Origin of the sequence: Chryseobacterium pennipullorum, assembly GCF_003384725.1 — a bacterium.
Lineage (GTDB): Bacteria > Bacteroidota > Bacteroidia > Flavobacteriales > Weeksellaceae > Chryseobacterium > Chryseobacterium pennipullorum.
In genome coordinates this window covers 15,449-40,162 of record NZ_QNVV01000025.1, presented here as the reverse complement: position 1 = coordinate 40,162, position 24,714 = coordinate 15,449, and the positions used below count along the sequence as shown (strand labels likewise).

General features: G+C 38.7%; 25 protein-coding genes. 17 read left to right on the top strand and 8 right to left on the bottom strand.

Annotated elements, in window-relative coordinates; genetic code table 11:
• Window positions 1–6 precede the first annotated feature (6 nt).
• The 7 genes from DRF67_RS19825 to ypfJ all read left to right on the top strand — a co-directional run bounded on the left by DRF67_RS19825 (window position 7) and on the right by ypfJ (window position 8,404).
• Window positions 7–1,338, top strand: coding sequence for a quinol:cytochrome C oxidoreductase (locus DRF67_RS19825; protein ID WP_115930036.1), 1,332 nt, complete (start codon window positions 7–9; stop codon window positions 1,336–1,338).
• 418 nt (window positions 1,339–1,756) lie between these two features.
• Complete coding sequence (locus DRF67_RS19815; protein ID WP_115930034.1) at window positions 1,757–2,959, top strand: RodZ family helix-turn-helix domain-containing protein; 1,203 nt, start codon at window positions 1,757–1,759, stop codon at window positions 2,957–2,959.
• On the top strand, window positions 2,960–3,496 hold the full coding sequence (locus DRF67_RS19810; RefSeq protein ID WP_115930033.1) for an adenine phosphoribosyltransferase: 537 nt from the start codon (window positions 2,960–2,962) through the stop codon (window positions 3,494–3,496).
• Window positions 3,497–3,686: 190 nt separating this feature from the next.
• Window positions 3,687–4,394, top strand: coding sequence for a YfgM family protein (locus tag DRF67_RS19805; RefSeq protein WP_115930032.1), 708 nt, complete (start codon window positions 3,687–3,689; stop codon window positions 4,392–4,394).
• Window positions 4,395–4,397: 3 nt separating this feature from the next.
• The gene (gene ribH, locus DRF67_RS19800) at window positions 4,398–4,916 is read left to right on the top strand and encodes a 6,7-dimethyl-8-ribityllumazine synthase (protein ID WP_034734563.1); all 519 of its coding nucleotides are present in this window, start codon (window positions 4,398–4,400) and stop codon (window positions 4,914–4,916) included.
• A 255-nt stretch (window positions 4,917–5,171) separates the two neighbouring features.
• Window positions 5,172–7,250 carry an LTA synthase family protein gene (locus tag DRF67_RS19795; protein ID WP_115930031.1) on the top strand — a complete coding sequence of 693 codons (2,079 nt, stop codon included), beginning with the start codon at window positions 5,172–5,174 and terminating at the stop codon, window positions 7,248–7,250.
• Window positions 7,251–7,540: 290 nt separating this feature from the next.
• Window positions 7,541–8,404 (top strand): KPN_02809 family neutral zinc metallopeptidase, encoded by an 864-nt coding sequence (ypfJ, locus tag DRF67_RS19790; RefSeq protein ID WP_115930030.1) that lies wholly within the window; start codon window positions 7,541–7,543, stop codon window positions 8,402–8,404.
• Window positions 8,405–8,522: 118 nt separating this feature from the next.
• Here ypfJ and DRF67_RS19785 read toward each other — a convergent pair whose 3' ends face one another.
• Window positions 8,523–9,374, bottom strand: coding sequence for a GLPGLI family protein (locus DRF67_RS19785; protein ID WP_115930029.1), 852 nt, complete (start codon window positions 9,372–9,374; stop codon window positions 8,523–8,525).
• A 146-nt stretch (window positions 9,375–9,520) separates the two neighbouring features.
• Here DRF67_RS19785 and DRF67_RS19780 point away from each other — a divergent pair, with 146 nt between their 5' ends.
• From DRF67_RS19780 to sufD, 5 genes are all read left to right on the top strand, one after another.
• Complete coding sequence (locus DRF67_RS19780; protein ID WP_047098035.1) at window positions 9,521–9,850, top strand: HesB/IscA family protein; 330 nt, start codon at window positions 9,521–9,523, stop codon at window positions 9,848–9,850.
• Between the two features lie 81 nt (window positions 9,851–9,931).
• A complete protein-coding gene (gene sufB, locus DRF67_RS19775) occupies window positions 9,932–11,380 on the top strand; it encodes a Fe-S cluster assembly protein SufB (protein WP_115930028.1) in 1,449 nt (482 codons plus the stop codon).
• Window positions 11,381–11,385: 5 nt separating this feature from the next.
• Window positions 11,386–11,892 carry a GNAT family N-acetyltransferase gene (locus DRF67_RS19770; protein ID WP_115930027.1) on the top strand — a complete coding sequence of 169 codons (507 nt, stop codon included), beginning with the start codon at window positions 11,386–11,388 and terminating at the stop codon, window positions 11,890–11,892.
• An 18-nt stretch (window positions 11,893–11,910) separates the two neighbouring features.
• Window positions 11,911–12,654: a Fe-S cluster assembly ATPase SufC gene (sufC, locus tag DRF67_RS19765; protein ID WP_115930026.1), complete on the top strand. Its 744-nt coding sequence runs from the start codon at window positions 11,911–11,913 to the stop codon at window positions 12,652–12,654.
• A 161-nt stretch (window positions 12,655–12,815) separates the two neighbouring features.
• The gene (gene sufD / locus DRF67_RS19760; protein WP_115930055.1) at window positions 12,816–14,123 is read left to right on the top strand and encodes a Fe-S cluster assembly protein SufD; all 1,308 of its coding nucleotides are present in this window, start codon (window positions 12,816–12,818) and stop codon (window positions 14,121–14,123) included.
• A 72-nt stretch (window positions 14,124–14,195) separates the two neighbouring features.
• Here the strand turns inward: sufD and DRF67_RS19755 are convergent, their stop codons facing one another.
• Together DRF67_RS19755 and DRF67_RS19750 are read right to left on the bottom strand one after the other, a co-directional pair.
• Entirely contained in the window at window positions 14,196–15,119 is a 924-nt protein-coding gene (locus DRF67_RS19755; protein WP_115930025.1) for a DUF3078 domain-containing protein, read from the bottom strand.
• 356 nt (window positions 15,120–15,475) lie between these two features.
• Window positions 15,476–16,402 carry a DUF3078 domain-containing protein gene (locus DRF67_RS19750; RefSeq protein WP_115930024.1) on the bottom strand — a complete coding sequence of 309 codons (927 nt, stop codon included), beginning with the start codon at window positions 16,400–16,402 and terminating at the stop codon, window positions 15,476–15,478.
• A 247-nt stretch (window positions 16,403–16,649) separates the two neighbouring features.
• Here DRF67_RS19750 and DRF67_RS19745 point away from each other — a divergent pair, with 247 nt between their 5' ends.
• From DRF67_RS19745 to DRF67_RS19730, 4 genes are all read left to right on the top strand, one after another.
• Complete coding sequence (locus DRF67_RS19745; protein ID WP_115930023.1) at window positions 16,650–17,417, top strand: rhomboid family intramembrane serine protease; 768 nt, start codon at window positions 16,650–16,652, stop codon at window positions 17,415–17,417.
• 33 nt (window positions 17,418–17,450) lie between these two features.
• Window positions 17,451–18,560 carry a DNA-processing protein DprA gene (gene dprA, locus DRF67_RS19740; protein WP_115930022.1) on the top strand — a complete coding sequence of 370 codons (1,110 nt, stop codon included), beginning with the start codon at window positions 17,451–17,453 and terminating at the stop codon, window positions 18,558–18,560.
• 190 nt (window positions 18,561–18,750) lie between these two features.
• On the top strand, window positions 18,751–20,109 hold the full coding sequence (gene gdhA / locus DRF67_RS19735) for an NADP-specific glutamate dehydrogenase (RefSeq protein WP_115930021.1): 1,359 nt from the start codon (window positions 18,751–18,753) through the stop codon (window positions 20,107–20,109).
• Window positions 20,110–20,240: 131 nt separating this feature from the next.
• The gene (locus DRF67_RS19730; RefSeq protein ID WP_115930020.1) at window positions 20,241–20,609 is read left to right on the top strand and encodes an iron chaperone; all 369 of its coding nucleotides are present in this window, start codon (window positions 20,241–20,243) and stop codon (window positions 20,607–20,609) included.
• Between the two features lie 48 nt (window positions 20,610–20,657).
• Here DRF67_RS19730 and DRF67_RS19725 read toward each other — a convergent pair whose 3' ends face one another.
• The 3 genes from DRF67_RS19725 to DRF67_RS19715 all read right to left on the bottom strand — a co-directional run bounded on the left by DRF67_RS19725 (window position 20,658) and on the right by DRF67_RS19715 (window position 22,618).
• A complete protein-coding gene (locus DRF67_RS19725; RefSeq protein WP_115930019.1) occupies window positions 20,658–20,972 on the bottom strand; it encodes a hypothetical protein in 315 nt (104 codons plus the stop codon).
• 189 nt (window positions 20,973–21,161) lie between these two features.
• On the bottom strand, window positions 21,162–21,650 hold the full coding sequence (locus DRF67_RS19720; RefSeq protein ID WP_115930018.1) for a YkgJ family cysteine cluster protein: 489 nt from the start codon (window positions 21,648–21,650) through the stop codon (window positions 21,162–21,164).
• 14 nt (window positions 21,651–21,664) lie between these two features.
• On the bottom strand, window positions 21,665–22,618 hold the full coding sequence (locus DRF67_RS19715) for an ion channel (RefSeq protein WP_115930017.1): 954 nt from the start codon (window positions 22,616–22,618) through the stop codon (window positions 21,665–21,667).
• Window positions 22,619–22,778: 160 nt separating this feature from the next.
• On the opposite strand from DRF67_RS19715, the gene DRF67_RS19710 reads away from it, so the two are divergent.
• Complete coding sequence (locus DRF67_RS19710) at window positions 22,779–23,159, top strand: group III truncated hemoglobin (protein WP_115930016.1); 381 nt, start codon at window positions 22,779–22,781, stop codon at window positions 23,157–23,159.
• Between the two features lie 58 nt (window positions 23,160–23,217).
• On the opposite strand, the gene DRF67_RS19705 is transcribed toward DRF67_RS19710, so the two are convergent.
• Window positions 23,218–24,288 (bottom strand): calcium:proton antiporter, encoded by a 1,071-nt coding sequence (locus DRF67_RS19705; protein ID WP_115930015.1) that lies wholly within the window; start codon window positions 24,286–24,288, stop codon window positions 23,218–23,220.
• Window positions 24,289–24,354: 66 nt separating this feature from the next.
• On the bottom strand, window positions 24,355–24,693 hold the full coding sequence (locus DRF67_RS19700) for a DUF6122 family protein (RefSeq protein ID WP_115930014.1): 339 nt from the start codon (window positions 24,691–24,693) through the stop codon (window positions 24,355–24,357).
• Window positions 24,694–24,714 lie beyond the last annotated feature (21 nt).

The following is a 24,714-nucleotide window of genomic DNA, read 5'->3' as shown; positions in this document are numbered from 1 at the left end:
AAAGAAATGTATAGTTTTTCACCAAAATTAAAATCAACTTCTATAATACTTCTTGTTGTAGGTTTAGTTCTGTTTGGTATTGGTTTCTTTATGAACAAAGGAATTTCTACTGAGAAAATAGAACAAATGATGGAGGCTGTTCATGCTTCTGGTCACGACGCTCCTACACACTCTAGTGAAATGGTTGGACCTCAGGATCACGCTGCTCACCTTGAGCACGCAACGATGCAGGTACACAACCAGCCGTTGGCATCGCTGCACTTTGTAGCTGTCTTTTTCTTTGGAGTAAGTTGTGCTGTACTGTTCTTCTACTGTATTCAGCACGCTGCACACGCAGGATGGCCAATTATCATTACAAGAGTAATGGAAGCTATTGCTTCTTATATCCCTTATGGTGGTGCAATCTTGATTATCATGATGATCTTGAATATCACTCACAATGGTCATTTGTTCCACTGGATGGACCCTGAACTGACGAATCCGGATTCTCCGCATTTTGATGTGATTCTATTCGAGAAGAAAAAATTCTTAAATATTCCTTTCTATGCCGTAAGAACTTTGATCTATGTGATCGGTGCTTCTTTCTTTGCATGGAAATTAAAAGCTCAATCTAAAAAAGTAGATGATACAAAATCTAAAGTAGAGTATCAAATGCTTTACAGATGGGCAGTAGGATATATCGCATTCTTCGGATTTGCTTCTGCTGCTTGGGCTTGGGACTGGTTGATGTCTATTGACCCTCACTGGTATTCTACAATGTATATCTGGTATTCAATGGTTAGCTGCCTTTCAAGTGGTATCGCTGTCATTATTCTATTAAGTGTTTATCTTAAGAAAAATGGTTTCCTACCACAGTTCAATGACAATCACTTACACGATTTAGGAGTATTCCTTTTCGCTACAAGTATGCTTTGGACCTATACATGGTTCGCTCAGTTCATGCTTTACTGGTATGCAAACGTTCCGGAAGAGGTAAATTATTTCTTCGGAAGATTCCAACATTATGGTACGACATTCTTACCAATGCTAATCATCAACTTCTTATTACCTTTATTGGTATTAGTAAGCAGCAGCATTAAGAGAAACTATAAAGTAGTGACTGTAATGGCAGTAGTTGTTATCTTGGGACACATCCTGGATTACTTCAACATGGTAATGCCTGGTACGGTAGGACCATACTGGAAAACTCCTGAAGTATTCTTATTGATCCTTGGAGCAATCTTATTTGTAGCTGGATTATTTATGTTTACTGTACTTTCGGCTTTATCAAAACTGAAGTTGATTCCTACAGGAAACCCATTCTTACATGAATCTGAAATTTATGAGTATCCTTTCTAGGACACTTGTAATTACATAAAATGATAAAAGACTGGTCGCTCTGCGATCAGTCTTTTTTTATGCTGAACTACCATATCCTTCTTTAGGAATACATAATATTATATTCGAAAAAATCAAAAAAGTTAAAGTTCTTTTCAGGTTCAATGAAATACACTTCAGTATGCTGAAACCTAATCGGATTATTTTTCATATTTTTTTTTATCCTGAAGGCAACATCAGCAATGAAAATGATATGGAAAAAGTAAAATTCCGTACTAATCTGGGGACGATACCCTACCCAACTGGCAGGAGCCATCCTTCCAAATAGGCAAACCAACTTCAGCAACTTTTTCAGGGATGATGGCCAAGAAAAACAAAACAAAAAATAAAATCCGCTATTAATAAAGGTTTTATTAAATTTGCAACAAACCAAATAAAAATGAAAAAGTTTTCTTTTCTACTTGTTTTCAGTCTCTTGCTTTTTACAGCATGCAAGAAAGACCATGTAGATGCTACGAATACTAAAACGCTGCAGTCAAGTATCAATGATATGACCTCCAGCCTTCCAACCATTAAGCAAATAAAGTTTAATGAAGCACTGTATATCCTTAAAACATTTGGTGTAGAAGCTGACGGTGACATTAATGAGCTGAAAGCCCTTGGAAAACTGATCAACGGAAAAAAAGTTCCGGAAATCATGACCCTGGCTGACGAAGTAGCACAGAAAAACGGTATAGAATGGGCCAGTACAGCCCCACCATCATTAGGAGAAATGAATATCTTCGGCGATGATAAAGCTAAAGAAAGTGATCCTAACGATGTAAAAGCAGGCTCACTAACCCTCGTGACCAGACCTACTGGTGATGACGGAAGCGGAGCACCCACAGCCATCCAGATTGTACCAAGACTTGTAGATGCAGCCGGAAACCCGGTTTCGTTCACAGGAGCTGGTCTGGAGACAACTCTTGAAGTTTACAGTAATGGTGTAAGACTATCCACAGCTAAAAACTTAATGCAGGATAATAACTTTAAAGGATTTAATTTAAAATTTTCGTCCATTCCTGCTTCAAAAGTCGTGGATAATAAAATTGATATCACCGTTTCAGTAAAAACAACAGCCAAAACATTCAAAATGTCTAAAATCGGACTTGATGTGAACGCTGCGGCTCTGAAGGTTCCTGCAGTTCCTAAAACAGATACAGCTGCCGTACCACAACAGCCAAGTGCGGTTATAGATCCGAACAACCCAACAGCAACGCCTGTACCTGGTACGGATCCGGGAACAGTTACACCGGCTACTCCGGCAGCACCAAAGCAACCTACAGCTGATCCTAAAAATACAGTAAGCAAATTTTTGAACAGTGTAAGCTCTCAAAATTTAAAAGCAGCTTATGATACCTCCAACAATCCAAGCTGGGGGAGCTATGAATCTTTCTCAAATCCTATATCAGGTTTTGGATCGGTGAAAAATGTAAGTGTAAAAAATATTACCACAAGTGCTGCTAATGCAAATGGTGCCAGTGTAAACGCTACGTATGATGTGACCGATAAAAACGGTAAGACCACGTCATTAAAAGTAACTTTCGGACTTAAAAATGTAAACGGAGACTGGAAAATTTCCAGCTATAAAATAAATCCATAAATGGCTTCATCAGAACTGATCAAAAAATTAAACGAAACAATTGAAAATGTCCCGGACTTTCCGATCCCCGGAATACAGTTTAAGGATATTTCCCCGATATTTCTAAACCCGAAGCTCTACGAAGATGTTATTGCAGAACTTGCTGCCTTCAGCAAAGGAAAAATAGATGCGGTATGCGGGATAGAAAGCCGCGGATATTTGTTCGGAATTGCGATCGCGGTAGCGCTGGAAGTTCCATTCATCCTAATCAGAAAACAGGGAAAACTTCCACCACCGGTTATTTCTGAAAAATACGACCTTGAATATGGAAGTGCAGAAATAGAAACCCGTGAGGGACAGATCAAAAAAGGACAGAGAATTCTAATCCATGATGATCTTCTGGCGACCGGAGGAACTACAGAAGCAGCGGCCAAGCTGATAGAAAAGCAGGGAGCTACCGTTTCCCAATTCAGCTTTCTGATCGGTCTGAAAGATCTTAAAGGAGAGGAGAAGCTGAAAAGATTCGGCGCAGAGGTCTATCACATTCTGGAATATTAACCCTATCAATAAACAGGCTTCGGCTCTGCTTACCATGGCCGTCATCACATGAAAGGGTCATAATGAGCGGAGCTGAAGCTTTTTTACGATCAGAAAATGCAGATTAATAACATTTACATAATAATACTGACAAAGTATTTTGTAAATCTCTCAGAAACAATTAAATTTGCATTTCAATTTTTAAAAACTTATGGCAAAATTGGGAAAGAGTGCTCAGAAAGAGCAAGAAGGCAAAGAAACAGTTGAGTTCTTTAAAGACCTTGACAGAGAGGCTTTAAACACTGAGAGATTTCTTGAAAAATATTCAAAACCTTTAGGAATTGTATTCGGGGTTTTAGTTTTGGGAGTTTTAGGATTTTTCGCTTACAAGCAGTTTGTAGTAGCTCCTAAAAATGCCGAAGCAGTAAAAAGTTTCCTTTCTGCTCAGAAAAACCTTACGGAAGGTAAAGATAAAGAGGCTTTAGGTGGGAAATCTGCAGCAAATCCAGGTTTTGTAGGAACATACAACGAGTATTCTTCTACAAAAATCGGTAAGCTTTCTTCTTATAATGCCGGTTTATTGAAATTCAAAGAAGGAAAATTCCAGGAAGCTTATGATCTTCTAGATCAATTCTCTTCTGACAATAAAACGCTGATGGCTATGAAATATGGTGCTATGGCTGATGCGAAGTCAGGACTCAACAAAAATGACGAGGCTTTAGCTTTATTAGATAAAGCAGCAACAGCTTCTGATGACCCTTACACCACATACTTTTTCACAAGAAAAGCAGGTATCGTAGCATTAGGCTTAAAGAAAAATGCAGATGCTAAAAAATACTTCTCTGCAATTGACGAGAAATATCAGGACTACGACAACGGAATGTCTGATTCTTATATTGAAATGACTAAATATTACTAAAAAATGGCAACAGTTAATCTTTCCGATTACAAGCCACTTCATATAACCAATGCCGAAGATTTTTCTATCGGCATTGTTTTTTCTGAGTGGAATGATTTTGTAACATACAATCTTCGTGATGCAGCTTTGGAAATCCTTGAGAAAGAAGGAGTAAAGCCTGAAAATATTAAACTTTTTCCTGTTCCGGGAGCTTTTGAGCTGAACTATGCCAGTATGCAGCTTTGTAAAGAACGAAAATATGATGCAGTAATATCTATCGGATGCGTCATCCGTGGAGAGACTCCTCATTTTGATTATGTATGTTCAGCTGTCGCGCAAGGAATCAAAGACTGCAATATCATGACAGACACTCCTACTATTTTCTGTGTACTGACAGATGATACCAAAGAGCAATCTATCGCCAGAAGCGGTGGTGATCTTGGTAATAAGGGAGTGGAGGCCGCCGTTACCGCTTTAAGGATGATTGATTTCAAAAAGAAGCTGTCCGATAAAAAGGGAAATATCGGCTTTGGCCACTCTTAGTGTCTTACATGACATGACCAGCATACAGAGACTTTCCGTTGGAGAAAGTCTCTTTTTTTATGCTCATTAGTCATCTTTCGTGCTTTATCATAAGAAGCATTATAGCCCTGTACAATCTATCACTTCATTCCAAAAAGCTTTATTTTAGCTTAAAAAATCCTTAAAATCTACTCAATATTTTATTATGTTTTGACTTTTTCTGCCAAAAGTTGCCTACAAAAACTATCTTTGTGAAATTCATATTGATAGTCATTTATGTTTTTAAAGAAAATTAAACCCTTCCTCTATTTAGGAATCTTCTATCTTATTGTTTCTCTGATAATAAGGACCGTATTCTTTTTTCATCCCATTACAACAGCCACGTTTGGACTTTTCGAAGTCATTAAGGTACTGTTCATAGGACTTGTCAATGATATTTTTGTTTTCATCCTCGCCAGTTCTATTCTTGCGCTTTACTTTTTATTTCTCTGCAATTCAAAATATAAAAAACCTTACGGCTATATTATTTTCGGGGCATTAGTACTGCTCTTTCTATATATCTGGCTTATTCCGAATAATATATTCAAGCAGTACGGAGGTTCTGTCACAGAAATCGCGCTCTCCTTTGTAGGAATAAAAACGTTCCTGTTCGGACTGATGCTTTTTCTTCCAACGCAAAGAACCAGAATACGAAATGGCCTGTATTTTTTCACCCTGTTCTTGTACGTGCTTCTGATCATCTTCAACGGAGTAAGTGAGTATTTCTTTTACAATGAGTTTGGGGTCCGTTATAACTTTATCGCAGTAGATTACCTGATCTATACCAACGAGGTAATTGGAAATATTATGGAAAGCTACCCGGTAGTTCCTCTATTCTCTGCTATAATGATTGTTACGCTTACCATTACCTGGTTTATCTATAAAAAAACAAAAGACCAATTACTGGAGTTGCCCAATTTTAAACAGAAAATGGTTCTTCTGGGAACGTTCATGGTTCTGTGTGCACTCAGCCTGCTGGCTATCCCTTCACTGATGCAGATCAAATCAGATAATGTATTTGCAGATGAAATTGAAGCCAACGGGATTCCAAAATTTTACTGGGCCTTTACCCATAATGAACTGGATTACTTCCAGTTTTATTCACAGCTCAATCAGCAACAGGCAGAGAAAAACTTCCTGAGCCAGTATCCGGAGCCTGCCCTGTCCAGAAATGTCCTGGCAGCACAGCCTGAAGAAAAGAAAAATGTAGTCCTTATCTCCATAGAAAGCCTTTCGGCCGACTTTATGGAACAGTATGGGAATACTCAAAAAATAACTCCGTTTCTGGATAGTCTTGCACAGAAATCTCTGATGTTTACCAATCTGTATGCTACAGGTAACAGGACGGTACGCGGGCTGGAGGCTTTAACCCTTTGTATTCCTCCTACAGCCGGAGAAAGTATTATCAAGAGAAACGACAATAAAAATAAGTTTACCACAGGAAATGTATTCAAATCCAAAGGTTACGATGTCAAATTTTTATATGGCGGATACAGCTACTTCGACAATATGCAGGATTTCTTTGGTGGAAACGGCTATGATATCGTCGACAGAAACAACTTTAAACCAGAAGAAATAACCTTTGCCAATGTTTGGGGAGTTTCAGATGAAGATATGGCCAGAAAAGCCATTCAGGTTATGAACGCTGAAGCAAAATCAGGAAAGCCTTTCTTTAACCACTGGATGACTGTTTCCAATCACAGACCCTTTACCTATCCGGATGGAAGAATCGATATTCCGGGAACAGCTAAATCCCGTGAAGGCGGCGTAAAGTACACCGATTATTCCTTACAACTGTTTTTTGAAATGGCTAAAAAGCAGGAGTGGTATAAAAATACGGTATTCGTCATCATTGCAGACCATTGTGCATCAAGTGCAGGAAAGACTGAACTTCCAATGGATAAATACAGAATCCCTGCTATGATCTTCTCAGAAGGATTTATTCAGCCTCAGAAATTTGATGCGCTGATGTCTCAGATCGATGTGATGCCTACCCTTTTCGGACTTTTAAACTTTAGTTACCAGTCTAAATTTTTAGGTCAGGACGTTTTCAAAAAAGAATTCCAGCCGAAGGCCTACATTGCGACCTATCAGGATCTGGGATTTGTAAAGGACGGACGCCTTACCATCATTTCCCCTGTGAAAAAGGTAAAGCAGTATTCTTTAGAATTGGAAAAAAGTGAGCTGGCTCCGGAGTTTAAACTTTACTATAACGAAAAGCTTTTGAAAAATAAAGATCAGAAACTCGTAGATGAGGCCATTTCAGCCTATCAGTCAACGTCTTATTGGCTGAAGACCAATCAACTTAACCGATAATCTGGATGCTTCACAGCACAACATATTCATTTTTAAATAAGAGGATTCCTTACATCCTCTTATTTTGTTTTTCAGCAGTAACCACACAAAAGCTCACGATCGCCAATAATGCTGCAACACTTACATTTAGAGCAGGACAAAACCAAACGTCGATCAATGGCCACAACAAAGACTATTACAAAGAAGTTTAAGGGAAAAGTTCGGCAATCAATAAATTAAGAGGTCGACAATAACTTAATAAATTATTGTAAGCATTAATTTTATAAATTTACGACACAAAAGATATTGTTATGAAATGGACAGACGACAGAGGCGGAAACGTTGATGACCGCCGTGGTTCCGGAGGTGGCGGAGGCGGTATGATCGTAGGCGGCGGACTCGGAACTTTAATTATTGCTGCAATTGTTTTCTTTTTGGGAGGCGATCCTTCGGGCATATTGAATTCCGGAAGTGTACAGCAATCCGGCAATACAGGCCAGAGAAGGGAGCTAACAGCCGAAGAGAAACAAATAGGACAAATGGTCGATATGATGGCCAAATGGAACATCCTGACCTGGGATCAGATTTTTAAAGAAAACGGCATGGCTTATCAGGCTCCTGAGGTTGTCCTTTTTGAAAATACCACAAATTCTGCCTGTGGAACGGCACAAGCTGCTATGGGGCCTTTCTATTGCCCTGCAGATCAAAAAGTGTATATGGACATGAGCTTCTTCGGAGATCTTCAGCAAAGATTTGGAGCAAAAGTTACAGAATTTACCGTAGCTTATGTCCTTGCCCATGAGGTAGGGCACCACGTACAAACCCTGCTGGGAACTACACAGAAAGTAGATGCCTTGAGAAGAAGCGGAAGATATTCGGAAGCTGACATGAACAGGGTGTCGGTCGCTACAGAGCTTCAGGCTGATTTTTACGCCGGGGTCTGGGCTAAAAAAAATGACGACTCCAGAAAGATTCTTGAACCCGGAGACATTCAGTCTGCCATAGATGCTGCTCAGGCTGTGGGAGATGACAATATCCAGAAAAGATCACAGGGATACGTCAATCAGGAAAGTTTTACCCATGGAACTTCAGCCCAGCGTAAAGAATGGTTTATGAAAGGCTACAATACCGGAGACATCAGGCAAGGTGATACTTTTAACCAGCTTTTGAAATAATCTCTTCTATTAAAGCATTTAATAAAAAACCTAACAGGTTATGAAAACCTATTAGGCTTGGATAGCTAATTTCATATAAAATTATACAATGCGGCCCCGTTTGAGGCCGCATTTTTATTTATTGCAATTCGATAGGATTAGAATTTTTCCTGGTCTCCTCTTTTGTTCTTTCTTCCATTCTCTTTCTCATTTCGGCAGGGTTTTGATTTCCACCTTTACCAGATCCTCTTGCACTTACCCGCATGGGAGCCGTTATTCCGGAACCGCCACCTTGATTCATAAATGACATCGGATCTGTTTTGAATTTCTGTTGCTGTTTAACAAAATCTGTTCTTTTGACTTTCAGTGTATTTCCAAACCGGTTCAAAGCCGGAAACTCAGCAATCTTATAATTCTTCATCAGATCAAAAGAATAATCACTTTTATCATCTTCCACTTTTACAATCAGTCCCGGAAGTCCACCAAACTTGTAAGGTCCATCCTGATAAGGCAGATCTGTAGTAAACCATGCCGTCCATTTTCTTCCACCAAAATCCGTTTCTGCCTTCTGAACCTTATACTCTCCAATTTTTGTTGTTTCTGAAGAAATTTTCCAGGTCAGAGGTCTGTCTTCTTCGTACGAATACTGATCACGACCTATTCTGTCTTTAAAATAAGTTTTCTGGCTGATTTTATCTTTCTCTACCGAGTAGCTGATATTGGTTTTCAGGTTTTCCATCTGGTCCCTGTTCATACTGCCTCTTCCGCCACCGCCCTGAAAAGCTTTCTGCATAATGGAATCCCTTTTGATCCTGTTTTCGGAGTAGAAAAAAGATTTTTCTGCAGAAATGTCCAAATAGGCATTTTCAGTTTTTATTTCTGTTTTATTTTCTGCATCCGGCTTCATTGTTACCTGGTACACAAACCTGTTGGTTTGCGCCGAAAAGTGCTGTACGAACAGCGCCAGAGCAATAATACCTAATCTTTTCATTTTCGAATCTATTTATGTTTTGGATTTCAAAAGATTACCAAGGTTAAAGCTATCAATAATAAAAATCGATAAAATAAAAATGCTGATTTTTATATCCTGATTTTTGTTCGTATTTTTGCATCATTAAATCATTCTAAATAAATACAATGATAAAAGTATCAGACTATGCAAAGGAAAAAGCCATTCAGTTAATGACTGAAGATGGTTTTAACCCTGCTGAAGATTATATAAGAGTGGGGGTAAAAAGCGGCGGATGCTCTGGTTTAGAGTATGTTTTAAAGTTTGACAACCAAAAAACAGACACAGATCAGATTTTTGAGGATAATGACATTAAAATTATTATTGATAAAAAATCCATCCTTTATTTAGCAGGAACAACTCTTGAGTATTCAGGAGGCTTGAACGGAAAAGGGTTTGTTTTTAACAACCCGAATGCATCCAGAACATGTGGATGCGGGGAATCATTTAGTCTTTAGAGAAAAGACATAAGATACTAGGTATCAGCTCTCAGATACAAGTCTGAGCTGAATCTAAAATCTGAAATCTAAAAAATAATAATGAGTAAATATACTGAAGACGATTTAAGGGTCGATCTAGAAAATAAAAAATATGAATTCGGTTGGGAAACGAAGATTGATTATGAAGACTTTCCAATTGGATTAAATGAGGATATCGTCCGCGCAATCTCTGCTAAAAAAGAAGAGCCTGAATGGATGACTGAATGGCGTCTGGAGTCTTTCAAAATCTGGCAAAAAATGGTGGAACCTACCTGGGCGAACATCAAATATGAAAAGCCCGATTTTCAGGCTATCCGCTATTATGCTGCTCCAAAAGCAAAACCAGAACTGGAAAGCCTTGATCAGGTAGATCCCGAATTATTGAAGACTTTTGAAAAGCTAGGGATTAATATCGAGGAGCAAAAGAGACTCTCAGGAGTTGCTGTAGATATCGTTATAGACTCAGTTTCTGTGAAAACTACTTTCCAGGATACACTGGCAGAAAAAGGAATTATTTTCTGTTCTATTTCTGAAGCGATCAAAAACCACCCAGAGTTGGTAAGAAAACATCTGGGAAAAGTAGTTCCGCGAGGTGATAATTTCTATGCAGCGTTGAATTCCGCGGTATTTTCGGACGGAAGTTTCTGCTATATTCCTAAAGGCGTAAGATGCCCGATGGAGCTATCAACCTATTTCCGTATCAACCAGGCAGGTACAGGGCAATTCGAGAGAACGCTTGTAATTGCAGACGAAGGAAGCTATGTTTCTTACCTTGAAGGATGTACAGCGCCTTCCAGAGATGAAAACCAACTTCACGCCGCAGTCGTTGAACTTATAGCTTTAGATAATGCTGAAATTAAATATTCAACCGTTCAGAACTGGTATCCGGGTAATGAAGAAGGAAAAGGTGGGGTATTTAACTTTGTAACGAAAAGAGGACTTTGCGAAAGAAATGCAAAGATCTCCTGGACGCAGGTGGAAACCGGATCAGCAGTAACATGGAAATATCCGTCTTGCATCCTTAAAGGGGACAATGCCATCGGAGAGTTCTACTCTATTGCCGTAACCAACAATCACCAATATGCAGATACCGGTACTAAAATGATTCACATTGGGAAAAATACCAAATCAACGATCATTTCAAAAGGTATTTCTGCAGGGAAATCTCAAAATTCATACAGAGGACTGGTAAAAGTGATGCCGTCTGCCAAAGGGGCAAGAAACTTTTCCCAGTGTGACTCATTACTGATGGGTAACGAATGTGGAGCCCACACCTTCCCATACATTGAGATTAAAGATTCTTCGGCTCAGCTGGAGCACGAAGCGACCACCTCAAAGATTGGTGAAGATCAGATCTTCTATTGTAACCAGAGAGGAATTGACACAGAAAGAGCCATCGCTCTGATCGTAAACGGTTTCAGTAAGGAAGTTTTAAATAAGCTTCCAATGGAGTTTGCTATTGAAGCTCAGAAACTTTTGGAAATCTCATTAGAAGGTTCGGTAGGATAAAAAAGATGATCGCTACAGAAAGATTAATTTTGAGAAAACCTACTGAAGAAGACTTTGAAAGGTTCTTTGAAATTAATCATGATCCTCAAACCAACATTCATAATCCAGGCGGACCCATGAGTTTTGAAAAAGCAGAAGGCACATTTGCCAGAATGCTTGATCATTGGGAAGCGCATAATTTTGGAAGCTGGGTAATTGTTGAAAAGGATAGTCCGGAGAATACCATCGGTTTTGGAGGACTTAGCTATAAACTCTACGGAGAAGAAGAAAAATTGAATTTAGGGTATCGTTTTGCTTCCGAGGCATGGGGGAAGGGATACGCCACAGAATTCACAAAGAAAACTATAGAGATTGGGTTTAATGAAGGCAATAGAGAAGATATATTCGCCATTGTCCGTCCCAGCAATATAGCTTCTGTTAAAGTTTTGGAAAAGGCAGGTATGATACCAATCGGGACGCTTGATGATGTCCCTGGTCAACCTGAAAGTTTAGTATATAGAATTCAAAAATAATTTGTTTAAGCAAATAAAATGTTAGAAATTAAAAACCTTCACGCCAAAATTGAAGATGGCGCAGAAATATTAAAAGGGATTAATCTTGAAATAAAGCCGGGCGAAGTTCATGCGATCATGGGGCCGAACGGAGCCGGAAAATCTACTCTTTCCTCTGTAATTGCAGGAAAAGAGGATTATGAAGTGACTGATGGAAACATCCTTTTCCAGGGAGAAGACATCATTGAAGATGCTCCGGAAGAAAGAGCTCATAAAGGGATTTTCCTTTCTTTCCAGTATCCGGTCGAAATTCCGGGAGTTTCAGTAACCAACTTTATCAAAGCTGCTTTAAACGAAACAAGAAAAGCAAACGGATTGGAAGAAATGCCGGCCAAAGAAATGCTTGCTTTAATCCGCGAAAAATCTGAAAAGCTGGGAATCAAAAAAGACTTCCTTTCAAGATCACTGAACGAGGGATTCTCAGGAGGTGAAAAGAAAAGAAACGAAATATTCCAGATGATGATGCTTAATCCTAAACTTGCGATTCTTGATGAAACGGATTCAGGATTAGATATCGATGCTTTAAGAATTGTAGCAGACGGTGTAAACCAATTTAAAAATGAAGGAAATGCAGTTCTTCTGATTACTCACTATCAGAGATTGCTTAACTATATTCAACCTGACTTTGTTCACGTTCTGGCCAATGGAAAAATCATCAAAACAGGTGATAAGTCTTTAGCCCTGGAACTTGAAGAAAAAGGATACGATTGGCTTCTTAACTAAGAACGGAATCGATTGTTTCAGAGATTTTCGCTGGCATCTGAATAAAGAACAGTATAATGAAGAATCTCTAATATTTAAAATTGGATTCCCTTTTTCTTGGAATAACAATATTTTAGTTCAAATAAAAAGAAAAAATGGTGCAAACCACAGATATACCAGTAATGGCATTAAAAGAACAAATTATAGAGAACCATAACGAATTTTTGGAGAGTCTTCGTCACAGATTTCTGGATGATGATCGAAAAGCAGCGCTTCAGAAGTTTGAAAACATTGGTTTTCCTACAAAAAAAGACGAAGAGTACAAGTATACCAATCTGAAGGAGATCACGGAAAAAGACTACAACTTCTTTCCGAAAGAGCATCATAATATCACCAAAGAACAGTTTGACCAACTGCACTTAGGAGAAGAGAATTTTGACTGGATCGTTTTCGTAAACGGTAAACTTCATAAAGAACTTTCAAAAGTTTCTATTGAAAATGTAGAGTTCCTTTCATTTAATTATGCATTGAATGATGAGAAACATAAAGAAGTTTTTGAAAAGTATTTCAATACCATTGCTTCCAAAGACTTAGCTTTTACCAATCTTAACCTTGCGTACTGCAAATATGGATTCTTTCTGAAAGTTCCTAAAAATGTGGTCATTGAAAAGCCAATTCACGTATTCTACATTTCTCAGAATCAGGAAGAAAACACATTCTATAATACAAGAAATCTATTAATCGTAGAAGAAGGAGCAAAAGTAGAGGTCATCGAAAGTCACCATAATTTTGACAGCACCTATGTACTGACGAACTCGGTGACAGAGATCTTCACCTACCCGAATGCAAAAGCAGACTGGCATAAGCTTCAGAACGACAACAATACGTCTTACCTTGTTGATCACACCTTTGCAAAACAGGAGAAAGACAGCTTAACGACTGTCAACACCTTCTCCTTTGGGGGTAAACTGATAAGAAACAACCTGGATTTCATTCAGAACGGATCGAATATCAATTCGTTCATGAACGGAATTACGATTATTGGAAAAGATCAGTTGGTAGACCACCATACGGCAGTTCATCACAATTTCCCGAACTGTGAAAGTTACCAGAATTACAAAGGAATCTTTGATGGTAATGCTCACGGCGTTTTCAACGGAAAGGTATTTGTAGATAAAATCGCTCAGAAAACCAATGCTTACCAGCAAAACAATAATGTATTGCTAAGCGAAGGTGCAAGCATCGATACAAAGCCACAGCTGGAAATCTTTGCAGATGATGTAAAGTGTTCACACGGATGTACTGTAGGTCAGCTTAATGAGGATGCCCTGTTCTACCTTAGAGCAAGGGGAATTTCTAAAAAAGAAGCCCAGGCATTGCTTCTATATGCTTTTGCTAACGATGCCATGCAGAATATTGACATTGAGCCCCTGAAAGAAAAAATTTCAAAGCTTTTGGCAGAAAAATTAGAAGTTGATATAGATTTTTAAGACTTATATATTTGATAAATAAAAAAGCACTTCCGTTTGTGAAGTGCTTTTTTATTATATAGTAAGTATGGATTATTTCTTTAACCAGCTTTGATTATCTTTATTTTCAGAACGTTTTTTACCATTGTCTATATTATAGGCTAAACCTACTCCTAATGTCTGTTTCAACTGTGTTTTTCTGATCTGGTTGTGATCATACAACAAATCAAGAGTCACATTGGTAGAAATATACTTATTGATCTTCATATTCAGTATCCCGCTATATCCCAGCACCAGTCTATCAGGATGATCAAGATAATTTGAGAATACAGAAGCAGTGTTCAGAAGACTGATATTGTCCATAATCTTCAGTTTATACATTGCCGTTCCCAGGAAACCGAACTGGAAGAGAGAAGAATCGCCATCATTTTTCAACCCGTAAGTACCGGCTTTCTGAAGTTCTTTATCCAATACGAAGGTCCATCTTGCATTGGCCGGACGCAATGTCACCGTAAAATCGTCATTGGGACGGTACGTAACCCCTGCCCCAAGGTTCAGATATCCCGGTGCGAAGAAATTGGAAATCTTTTTAGCATCAGGATTATTGCCATCCTCATATCCCGGTGCAAACTGGGTTTGCAAGCCTGCTCCTGCTGAGATATACCAGTTTTTGGCAAATTCTCTACCGTAGTTCGTAGAAAGGTTGATAACATCCTGGGTTTTTCGTACTCCTGTTCCCTGAGTATTGTTTTGTCCGTATCCTAAAATGATAATGTTTTCCCAAAGGTTTTTGCCTTTTTCATACGTAAGGTTATAATTAACTCCAGCAAGCCATCCCACGTTGTTGGCTCCTCCCCCTACCCAGTTTGAAAAGGCAGCCTGATTAAGCATTAGTGTGTTTTGTCCCTGGATAGACCAGGCTTTTACAGTATCTGCTGCAGGAGCGTCTGCTTTAGCTTCCTGAGCCATTGCTGCTACTCCAAAAGAAAGGGAAGCAGCCAATAAAAATTTTTTCATAATTAACGATTTGCTGCAAATTTATAAAATAATAATTCACCCTTATATAAAATTCACTTTAAAATGAATTTAACACATTGCAATTATCAAGCTAAACGCCTGATAGAAAGTATTTTAAATCAACAACTCATAACTCTCAAACTTAAAACAGTGCTGAGCTCACAGATAAAAAACCGCAGGAGATTAGAAGCTGGAAGTCACAGGTGATGACTTAAATGTAGTGTTAAAGATTGATACAGTACTAAAGATACTTCGTTTGTTTTCCTACCATGCCAACTTTCCTTTTTCGGTACCCTATCCGATAGAAAAAAAAAGTACCTCATTACTGAAGTACTTTTTCTTTTCATATTTTAAGATTATTTCTTAATCCACCACTGACTGTCCTTACGGTCTGAGCGTTTTACTCCGTTATCAAGCGTATAAGCGAACCCAATTCCGAGTGTTTGCTTCAGCTGGGTCTTCTCGATCTGGTTGTGATCATATAACAGATCCAGCGTTATATTCGAAGATATATATTTGTTAACTTTCAGATTAAGAATAGCCCCATAAGCCAGGACGAGCCTGTCCGGACGGTCAAGATAATTAGAAAAGACAGAAGCCGTGTTGGTCAAATGAATGTCTTCCATTATCTTCAGTTTATAAATGGCTGTTCCCAGGAAACCGAACTGCAAAAGTGAAGTATCTCCATCGTTTTTCAATCCATAACTGCCAGCCATTTGAAGGTCCTTATCCATTACAAAGGTCCATCTGGCGTTGGTAGGACGTAACGTAACGGTTAAATCATCATTAGGTCTGTAGGTAATACCAATACCCACGTTCACATATCCGGGCGCCATAAAATTTGAAATTTTCTTAGCTTTAGGATTATTTCCATCTTCATATCCCGGAGCAAACTGTGACTGAAGGCCGGCTCCTAAAGAAAAATACCAGCTTTTGGAGAACTTCCTTCCATAGTTGGTAGAAAGATTTATCATATCCTGGGTTTTTCTTACCCCCAATCCTTTTGTATCATTCTGTCCATATCCGAGGATAATAATATTCTCCCATAGATCATTATCTTTTTCATAGGTGATATTATAATTGATACCGGCAAGCCATCCTACATTGTTTGCTCCTCCTCCTACCCAGTTTGAAAAGGCAGCCTGATTAATCATTAAAGTGTTTTTTCCCAACACTGACCAGTATTTTACCGTGTCCACCACTGCGGAATCTTTTTTCAATTCTTCTTGTGCACTCGCATAAATCCCCATAAAAATGGAAAGAATCAATAAAAACTTCTTCATTACTATAAATAATTTTCAATGCAAAAATATTAATATAATTTTTTTTAATAGGTACATTTTACATGAAAAGCCGCTGCCTTTTATATTTAATCTACCTAACAGCTAGTAATTCAGTAAAATCAGTGCCAAAAAACATAGATGAAAAATAAAATTGATACCTTTTGTCTTAAAATCAATACAGTAGCGGAATTTCATCGACAAATTTTCCGAAATTTATTATTGGCTTTTGATTTGACGTACAACCTCCATGTTTAAAAATGTAATTTCCAAAAGAGCGATGATATACCCTTTGCTGATGCTTTCTGCAATGTGGTTCGGATATTTTTTACAGATGCAAGGCTTTTTTGGAAGTTGCTTTGGAGCCATTATTCCCCTGTTGCCGGAAGGATTGCTGGGGGTGATCACCTCTCCTCTTCTGCATGGGAATATAGATCATATTATAGGAAATTCTATACCGATGGCCGCTCTGATGTTTTTGCTGTATCAGTTCTATCCTGTAGTGGCCAACAAAGTCTTTGTTACCGGTTGGCTGGCAACAGGCCTTTTGGTTTGGCTGCTTCCTCCTATTGATATTCTCACCGGTGATTATCTGTACACCTGTACAATCGGGGCCAGTGGTGTGGTATATGTTCTTGCCTTTTTCCTTTTCTTCAGCGGTGTATTCAAATGGCATATGAAGCTCCTTACCATTTCAATGCTTGTTGTACTGTACTATGGGAGTTTGGTATGGGGAATGCTGCCGGAAGAGTTGTTTTATACGATGCAGGAACCCAGCAAAATATCATGGCAAGCCCATTTATCAGGCGCTGTGGTAGGAAGTATCCTTGCATTCGCATTTAGACATGTAGGTGAAAAGAAGAAAAAATTCATCTGGGAGTTTCCTAATTATTACAGTGAAAAAGATGATAAACTGTGGCAGGAATATAAAGAAAATCATCCCGAAGACTTTCTGGAACTTCCGTATAAAAAAAGAGATGATATATGGGATCATTTGGATGAATTGAGAAAGAGATAACACTTAATTCACTACATTTGAAAAAAAACACACATGATCTCCGAAGAACATTTTTATGCAATCGCTTTACGCGAATGCAGCCAGATTGGCGACATCTATTTTCATAAACTGGTTACTACCTTTGGGAGTGCCCGTGAGGCATGGGAAAGGGGAAAAAAGGAATATAAAAAGCTGGACGGATTAGGTCTGAAAACGGTGTCTGATATCGGCAACAAAGATCATTTGAAATTCGCCGAAAAGGAGATGGAGTTCTGCGAAAAAAATTCGGTTCAAATCAGGCTTAGACATCTAAGGGAAACTCCCACCATTCTTAATGAATGCCCAGATGCTCCTGCAATTATTTATCAAAAAGGAAATTTTGATGATGCTCTTAAAAAAATAAGCATCGTAGGAACGCGCAATATGACTTCATATGGCCGGCAATTCATTGAAGATTTTTTTGCGGAAACCCAGTTATCACGATACATATCGGTGAGCGGCCTAGCTATTGGAGTTGATAAGGAAGTTCATGAGCAGTCCATTCGTACCCTAAAACCTACACTGGCTGTTCTTGCCCACGGGTTTGAGTTTTTATATCCTGCAAAAAACAGAAAGCTTTCTGAAAAGATTCTTGAGGAAGGCGGTGCACTGCTGACAGAGTTCACTTCGTCCCGAAAACCTGACCGTGAAAATTTCATTCAAAGAAACAGAATTGTGGCTGGAATTTCTCCGTCAACGGTGGTTGTAGAGACCGGTTTTGGGGGCGGATCTATAAGTACGGCATCATTTGCCAATGATTACAACAGGGATGTTTATGCCCTTCCGGGAAAAATCACAGACCCTTACAGCCAGGGATGTAATCAATTGATTTTCCACCATAAAGCGACTGCCATTTCAACGATCAAAGACCTTATATCAAATCTTGGATTTCATACCCCAAGGGAAAAAATTGAAGAGTTGTTTCCGCACAGTGAAAGCACAATACAATTAACTGATAATCAAAACCAAATATACCAATTCATCAGGGCAAATCCGAAGATCAGTTTAGACGATCTGGCGCAGGAAATTTCCCTTTCTTCCCACAAAATCCTGCCGATAATTTTAGAATTGGAACTTTTAGGGAAAGTAAAATCATTTTCCGGGAGGCAATTTATTGCAATTTAAAAATTAATGATTTCTTAATACTGCATTATTTCACACATAACATTTAATTTTTAACAAAATTTAATGACAAATTATTGATTTAATAATATTATCAAACATTATTATTTAATTTTTAACAATGTTAAAATATAGTGTTGTGAATCTTGAAAAAAAAATTAAATTTGTTGACAATAATATTCAACCTTAATATATGGAACAATATAATATTGACCAGAAAATCCAAGAGTTTATTGCAAAAATTGAAGCAAAAAATCCTAACGAACCGGAATTCTTACAGGCTGTAAAAGAAGTTGCCGTAACTGTAATTCCATTCATTGCTACGAAAAAAGAATATACCGGAATGAAGCTGCTTGAAAGAATGGCTGAAGCTGAAAGAATTATTATTTTCAGAGTTCCATGGGTTGATGATAAAGGAGAAATTCAGGTTAACAGAGGTTTCAGAATTCAAATGAACTCTGCAATCGGACCATACAAAGGAGGAATCCGTTTCCATCCTACTGTGAATTTATCCGTTCTTAAATTCCTTGCTTTCGAGCAAGTGTTCAAAAACTCTTTAACGACTCTTCCGATGGGAGGTGGTAAAGGAGGTTCGGATTTCGATCCACAAGGAAAGTCAGACATGGAGGTTATGCGTTTCTGCCAGGCATTCATGACGGAACTATGCAAGCATATCGGTCCTGAAACCGATGTACCTGCAGGAGATATCGGAGTGGGAGCAAGAGAAATCGGATACTTATTCGGACAATACAAGAAAATCAGAAACGAATTTACCGGAGTTCTTACGGGAAAAGGTCTTGCATACGGAGGTTCACTAATCCGTCCTGAAGCTACAGGATATGGAGTCGTGTATTTCGCTGAACAGATGCTTAAAACGATCGGACAGGATTTCAAAGGCAAAACAGTAACGGTATCAGGTTTTGGAAACGTAGCATGGGGAGTGATTAAAAAAGCAACCGAGCTTGGTGCTAAAGTAGTAACCATTTCTGGTCCGGACGGATACATCTACGATAAAGACGGTATTAGTGGAGAAAAAATCGATTATCTTTTAGAATTGAGATCTTCAGGCAACAACAGAGCGGAGGATTATGCTAAAAAATATCCATCTGCTGAATTCCACGCCGGGAAACGTCCTTGGGAAGTGAAATGTGATGTAGCATTCCCTTCTGCAACGCAAAATGAATTGGACCTTGAAGATGCAAGAGTATTGGTTGAAAACGGATGTCTGTGTGTAACTGAGGCAGCCAATATGCCATCTACGCTGGATGCGATCAACTACTTCCTGGATAATAAAGTATTATTCTCTCCTGGTAAAGCTTCCAATGCTGGAGGTGTTGCTACTTCAGGATTAGAAATGACTCAAAACTCTATCCGTCTAAACTGGACTTCTGAAGAGGTAGATGCAAGATTAAAGGAAATCATGATTGGAATCCACAAGGCTTGCAGAGATTACGGAAAAGACGAAGACGGTTATGTAAACTACGTAAAAGGTGCAAATATTGCCGGCTTCGTAAAAGTAGCAGAGGCAATGTTGGCGCAGGGCGTTGTATAACGAAAATAAAACAAGGTTGGGAAAAACTCCCGACCTTTTTTGATATAGCCTGTTCCCGGGATAATGGGAAAAAAGTAAAAAGTGAAAGGAGAAAGCGTTGCTATATGCAGCGCTTTTTTTATTTTTAGAAGATGAAAAACACCTTCAAAAATATTAATGATTATATCCTGTTGTTTCCACCGGAAGTACAGGAAAAACTGAATCAGCTCCGGGAAGCCGTTCATTCACAGATCCCCGACCTTGAAGAGTATATAGGATATCAGATGCCTGCGTTCCGGTATAAAGGAAAACCTTTCATTTATTTTGCAGGTTATAAAAAACATATTGGCTTTTATCCGGGAGACCATGGAATCAAAAACTTTGAGAAAGATTTTACGGAAAAAAAATTGAAGTATTCCAAAGGGGCAGTACAATTCCCTATTCATGAAGAGATTCCTCTTGATTTGGTAAAAAAGATTGTGGCATTCAGAGCTGAAGAAATCACGAAAAAAAAATCCTGAAATACAAGATCCCAGGATTCCGACTAATGTCTACTAAAGTGCTTTCTTTTACTTTTTCTTTTTCTTAGACTTCTTTTCTTCTTTGGTGGCATCTGCCGGTTTTGTAGCTTCCATTGTGGTTCCCGTACTTACTGTAGCATCAGTTGCAGGAGTCGCAGTCGCGGTAGCATCTACTGTTGCAGTACCGCTCGTTTGCTGACTAGTGGAGCTGGTAGTTGTGCTGGGTTGTGTAGCCGGCTGCTGTGTCTGAGCTGGTGTGGTTGTACTTGTGGTATTTTGTGCCGGTTTCTGTGGGTCTGTTTGAGCCGAAACTGTAAGTACACCAGCTAATGTAAACGCTGCGGTTAAAAATAACTTTTTCATAATAACTATTTTAAATGATTGTTTAACATAAACGAAACATCATTTTTAAAATTATGTGTAACCGACTTATTTAACGTACTTTATAATTATTTAAGAGGAATTTATAAAATTATTTTAACCAATTTAGATTGAAGGACGAAGCCTGAGGCTGGAAGTAATTCTTGTCAAGGCTTGAAAACCTGGCAAGGATTATTTCGATATATTCTTCATCATTCTTTCCACAAATTCAAAAGCCGCCGGGCAGATGACTGTATTTTTCACCATCAGATTATTGATCTGGTAGATTTTTTTGCGGTCAGTATGAGGGTATTCGCGGCAGGCTTTAGGGCGCACATCGTAGATCGAACAGGTATTATCGTTATTCAGGAAAAAACAGGGAAGATTCTGCAGTACTTTGTCCTGGTCTTCATCTACCCTTAAAAATTTAGCCTCAAAATCAGCAGATTTCATACGGAGATGTTTAGCAATCCTTTCAATATCTTTTTCTGTATACAAAGGGCCGGTTGTCTTACAGCAATTGGCACACTGCAGGCAGTCGACATCATCAAAGACGTCATCGTGGGTCTCCTGAACGATATAATCAAGGTTTTTGGGCGGTTTCTTTTTCAGTCCGTCCAGAAACTTTTTATGTTCTTTCTGCTTTTGTAAAGCCTGTTTTTTATAAAAATCTAAATTCATTTATTTTATATTTCTCATCTGAGAAGGTCTTCCTTTTGGTACTCATTAATTTTATCCAGGTCCAGAATGGTACTAAGGTTTTCCTTATCCGGATAGTACATCGGAACAAATCGGGCACCATAGACAATTTCGCTGGTGATATACGAGGACCGCTGAACGACTGTATTGGAGAAAACTTCATCAAATGCCCTTACCTGAACAATGAGTTCTATATCTGTACTTTTAAAATCATCTTCCGAAAAACCATAGAACGGCGAATTTTCGTCAATCCTATGTACCACTGTCCAGTTCAGCGCTAATGTATTAATTTTATTCAGCTGAGTTTCCAGCCTGTAAAAATTACTTTTTGGTACTCCATTCTCTATAACTTCAATGGCGGCAGAAACAATAACATCAGCATCCGTAAGCGCATTGTTTTTATAGGGAGCAAGTCTGAACATGAGTGCTGAACCTCCCTGAAAAGGCGCAACGACCGCAATATCAGAAAATCTGAGATATGCCCTTGGCCGGGAAAATCTTCCATAAAAAAGTCCTGTTGCAATGGCAAAGGTAAGCAATCCCAGAAAAGCCTCAAAGGTGGCCACAAGACTGGCCATAAAGCCCACGGGAGCTATTCGCCCATATCCAACGGTTGTAAACGTCTGCGAGCTGAAAAAGAAAACATCTATAAATTCGTTTAATGGGTCACTTTTATCAATTCCTGTAAGATGCTCCACTCCGATCAGATAATAGACCATTGCAAAAACTATATTTATAAGAATATAGGCAATCACCAGATAGGAAATAAAACGAAATGAAGACAGGTTCAGCATGGTATGGTACCAGCTAAGCCTGTTAAAAACATTTACGCCCCGTCGCTGAACATTCGGGAGTCCTCCTTTATTGATAAACCGTCCGGACGCGTTGCTTCCAAAACCACTGTTTTCCGCATTTTTCTGCCGGATTTTATTTCTGAATCCTCCTGCCATTTTGATATCATTAGTTAGCTATTCTGTTCAGTTATAAGGAGTACCTGTTTTACATGATCTCTTTCTTAATATCTGAAGCACAAAGATAAAATATTGTTTTCATGAATTTTATCAATGGAATGTTTTATCATCTCATCTGATTTTGCTGTACATTTGAAAGATGAAAAAGCTTGAATCGAGAGAGGATATAGAATATCTGGTGAACCAATTTTATGCAAAAGTCGTTAAGGATGAAACCATCGGATTCTTTTTTAATGATATTGCTAAAGTAGACTGGGACCAGCACCTGCCGAAAATGTATTCTTTTTGGGAGTCTGTACTTTTTGGCCAGATGACTTATAAGGGAAATCCTATGGGCGTCCATTTTCCGATCAATGAAAAACAGGCTATGGAACAGAAACACTTTGACCGGTGGCTGGAGCTTTGGAGAACAACCATTGAAGAACACTTCGTGGGAGAAAATGCCGATATGGCAATTTATAAATCAGAAAATATTGCCAAGTTAATGGCATTCAAAATGGAGCTCGCCAGAAGACTGTAGCCAATTGAAGCTTGTCTGGCACTTCCGTGCCAGAGTTTCAGTGATCTTTTAAGGTTTTTTATGGAACAATTACGGTAAAAATATACGCTGCCAGGTTGACCAGAAGAACAGTACCATACAATACATTCGTCTTTCCTCTGCTTAATGACAGCATGACGATAAACACTGATAAAGAGAGTAAAATAATATCTTTTTTATCCAATCCCAGAACCAGTGGAATATCATAAGTAATACACACCACAGAGACTGCAGGAATCGTCAAGCCGATACTTGCCAGTGCTGAACCCAACGCAAGATTTAAGCTGGATTGGATTTGATTGGCTCTTGCGGCACGTATCGCTGCAACCCCCTCGGGAAGCAGAACAACAGCAGCAATGATTACTCCCACTAAAGATTTAGGGGCACCTACACTCTGCACCATTCCTTCAATTGTATCCGATAGTCCTTTGGCCATCAAAACAACAATAACCAGGCAAACGACTAAAAAGCCAAAACTGATCAGGGTTTTCGTTAATGTGGGAATATAATGTTCTTCAGGATGTTCATCGGGAACGATAAAATAGCTTCTGTGCCTCACCGTCTGTACCATCAGGAAAACACCGTAAATGACCAGACAGGCAATGGATACAAAAATAAGCTGTGCCTGGTTGTAGAACGGTCCGTTGACGCTCGATGTAAAGTTGGGAAGAACCAGGGTAAGAATAAGAATGGAGACCGTACTCACCAAATAGGTTGTAGCGGAAGTTCTTGCAAAGAACTGTTCATGATATTTAACGCCACCTACCAATATACAGATCCCCAAAATACCATTAAGAATAAGCATAACAGCGGCAAAAACGGTATCTCTGGCCAGCGTGATCGCCTGATCTCCGCCGGCAACCATCAGTGAGATGATTAACGCTACTTCAATAATCGTAATACAAAGGGCAAGGATGATTGTTCCAAAAGGTTCGCCGACTTTATGAGCGACCATTTCTGCATGATGTACTGCCGATAAAACACTCCCAATCAACAAAATGCCCGCAATAATATCATTAACAACACCGGTTCCCATAAGACCGGAAAAATAGTACCCCACCGCCAGGACAGGAAAAATATACGTGTAATGTAAAAATTCTTTAAGTCTCATATCGTGACTACAAAATACAAAAAATCTATACGATTTGAAATATTAAAAGAAAATATTAATAATATTTTAATGACACCAGAAATTAAAGTCCTGAAAATCAGTTAACATATGAAAAAGAAGTCCTACCGCTACAATTCTGATGTTCCCTTTACAAAAGAGCAGCAAAAAATACACCGCAATGGCATAATAAGAGTGAAAAAAATGAAATCCTATGCTGTTTCTTGACGGATCAAATATAGGATTGGCAAATAAATGATCTACATCAACAAGCATTGTTGCCAACATAATCAGATAGGCTTTCTTCCAGTTTTTACGAAAAAAAACCAATGAGATAAAAACGGGAAAAACCAGATGCAAAAAATAATGCGTAAAGGTCTTAAGAAGTGCAATGTCTGAAGGAGCCATCAATAATATACATTTTTATGG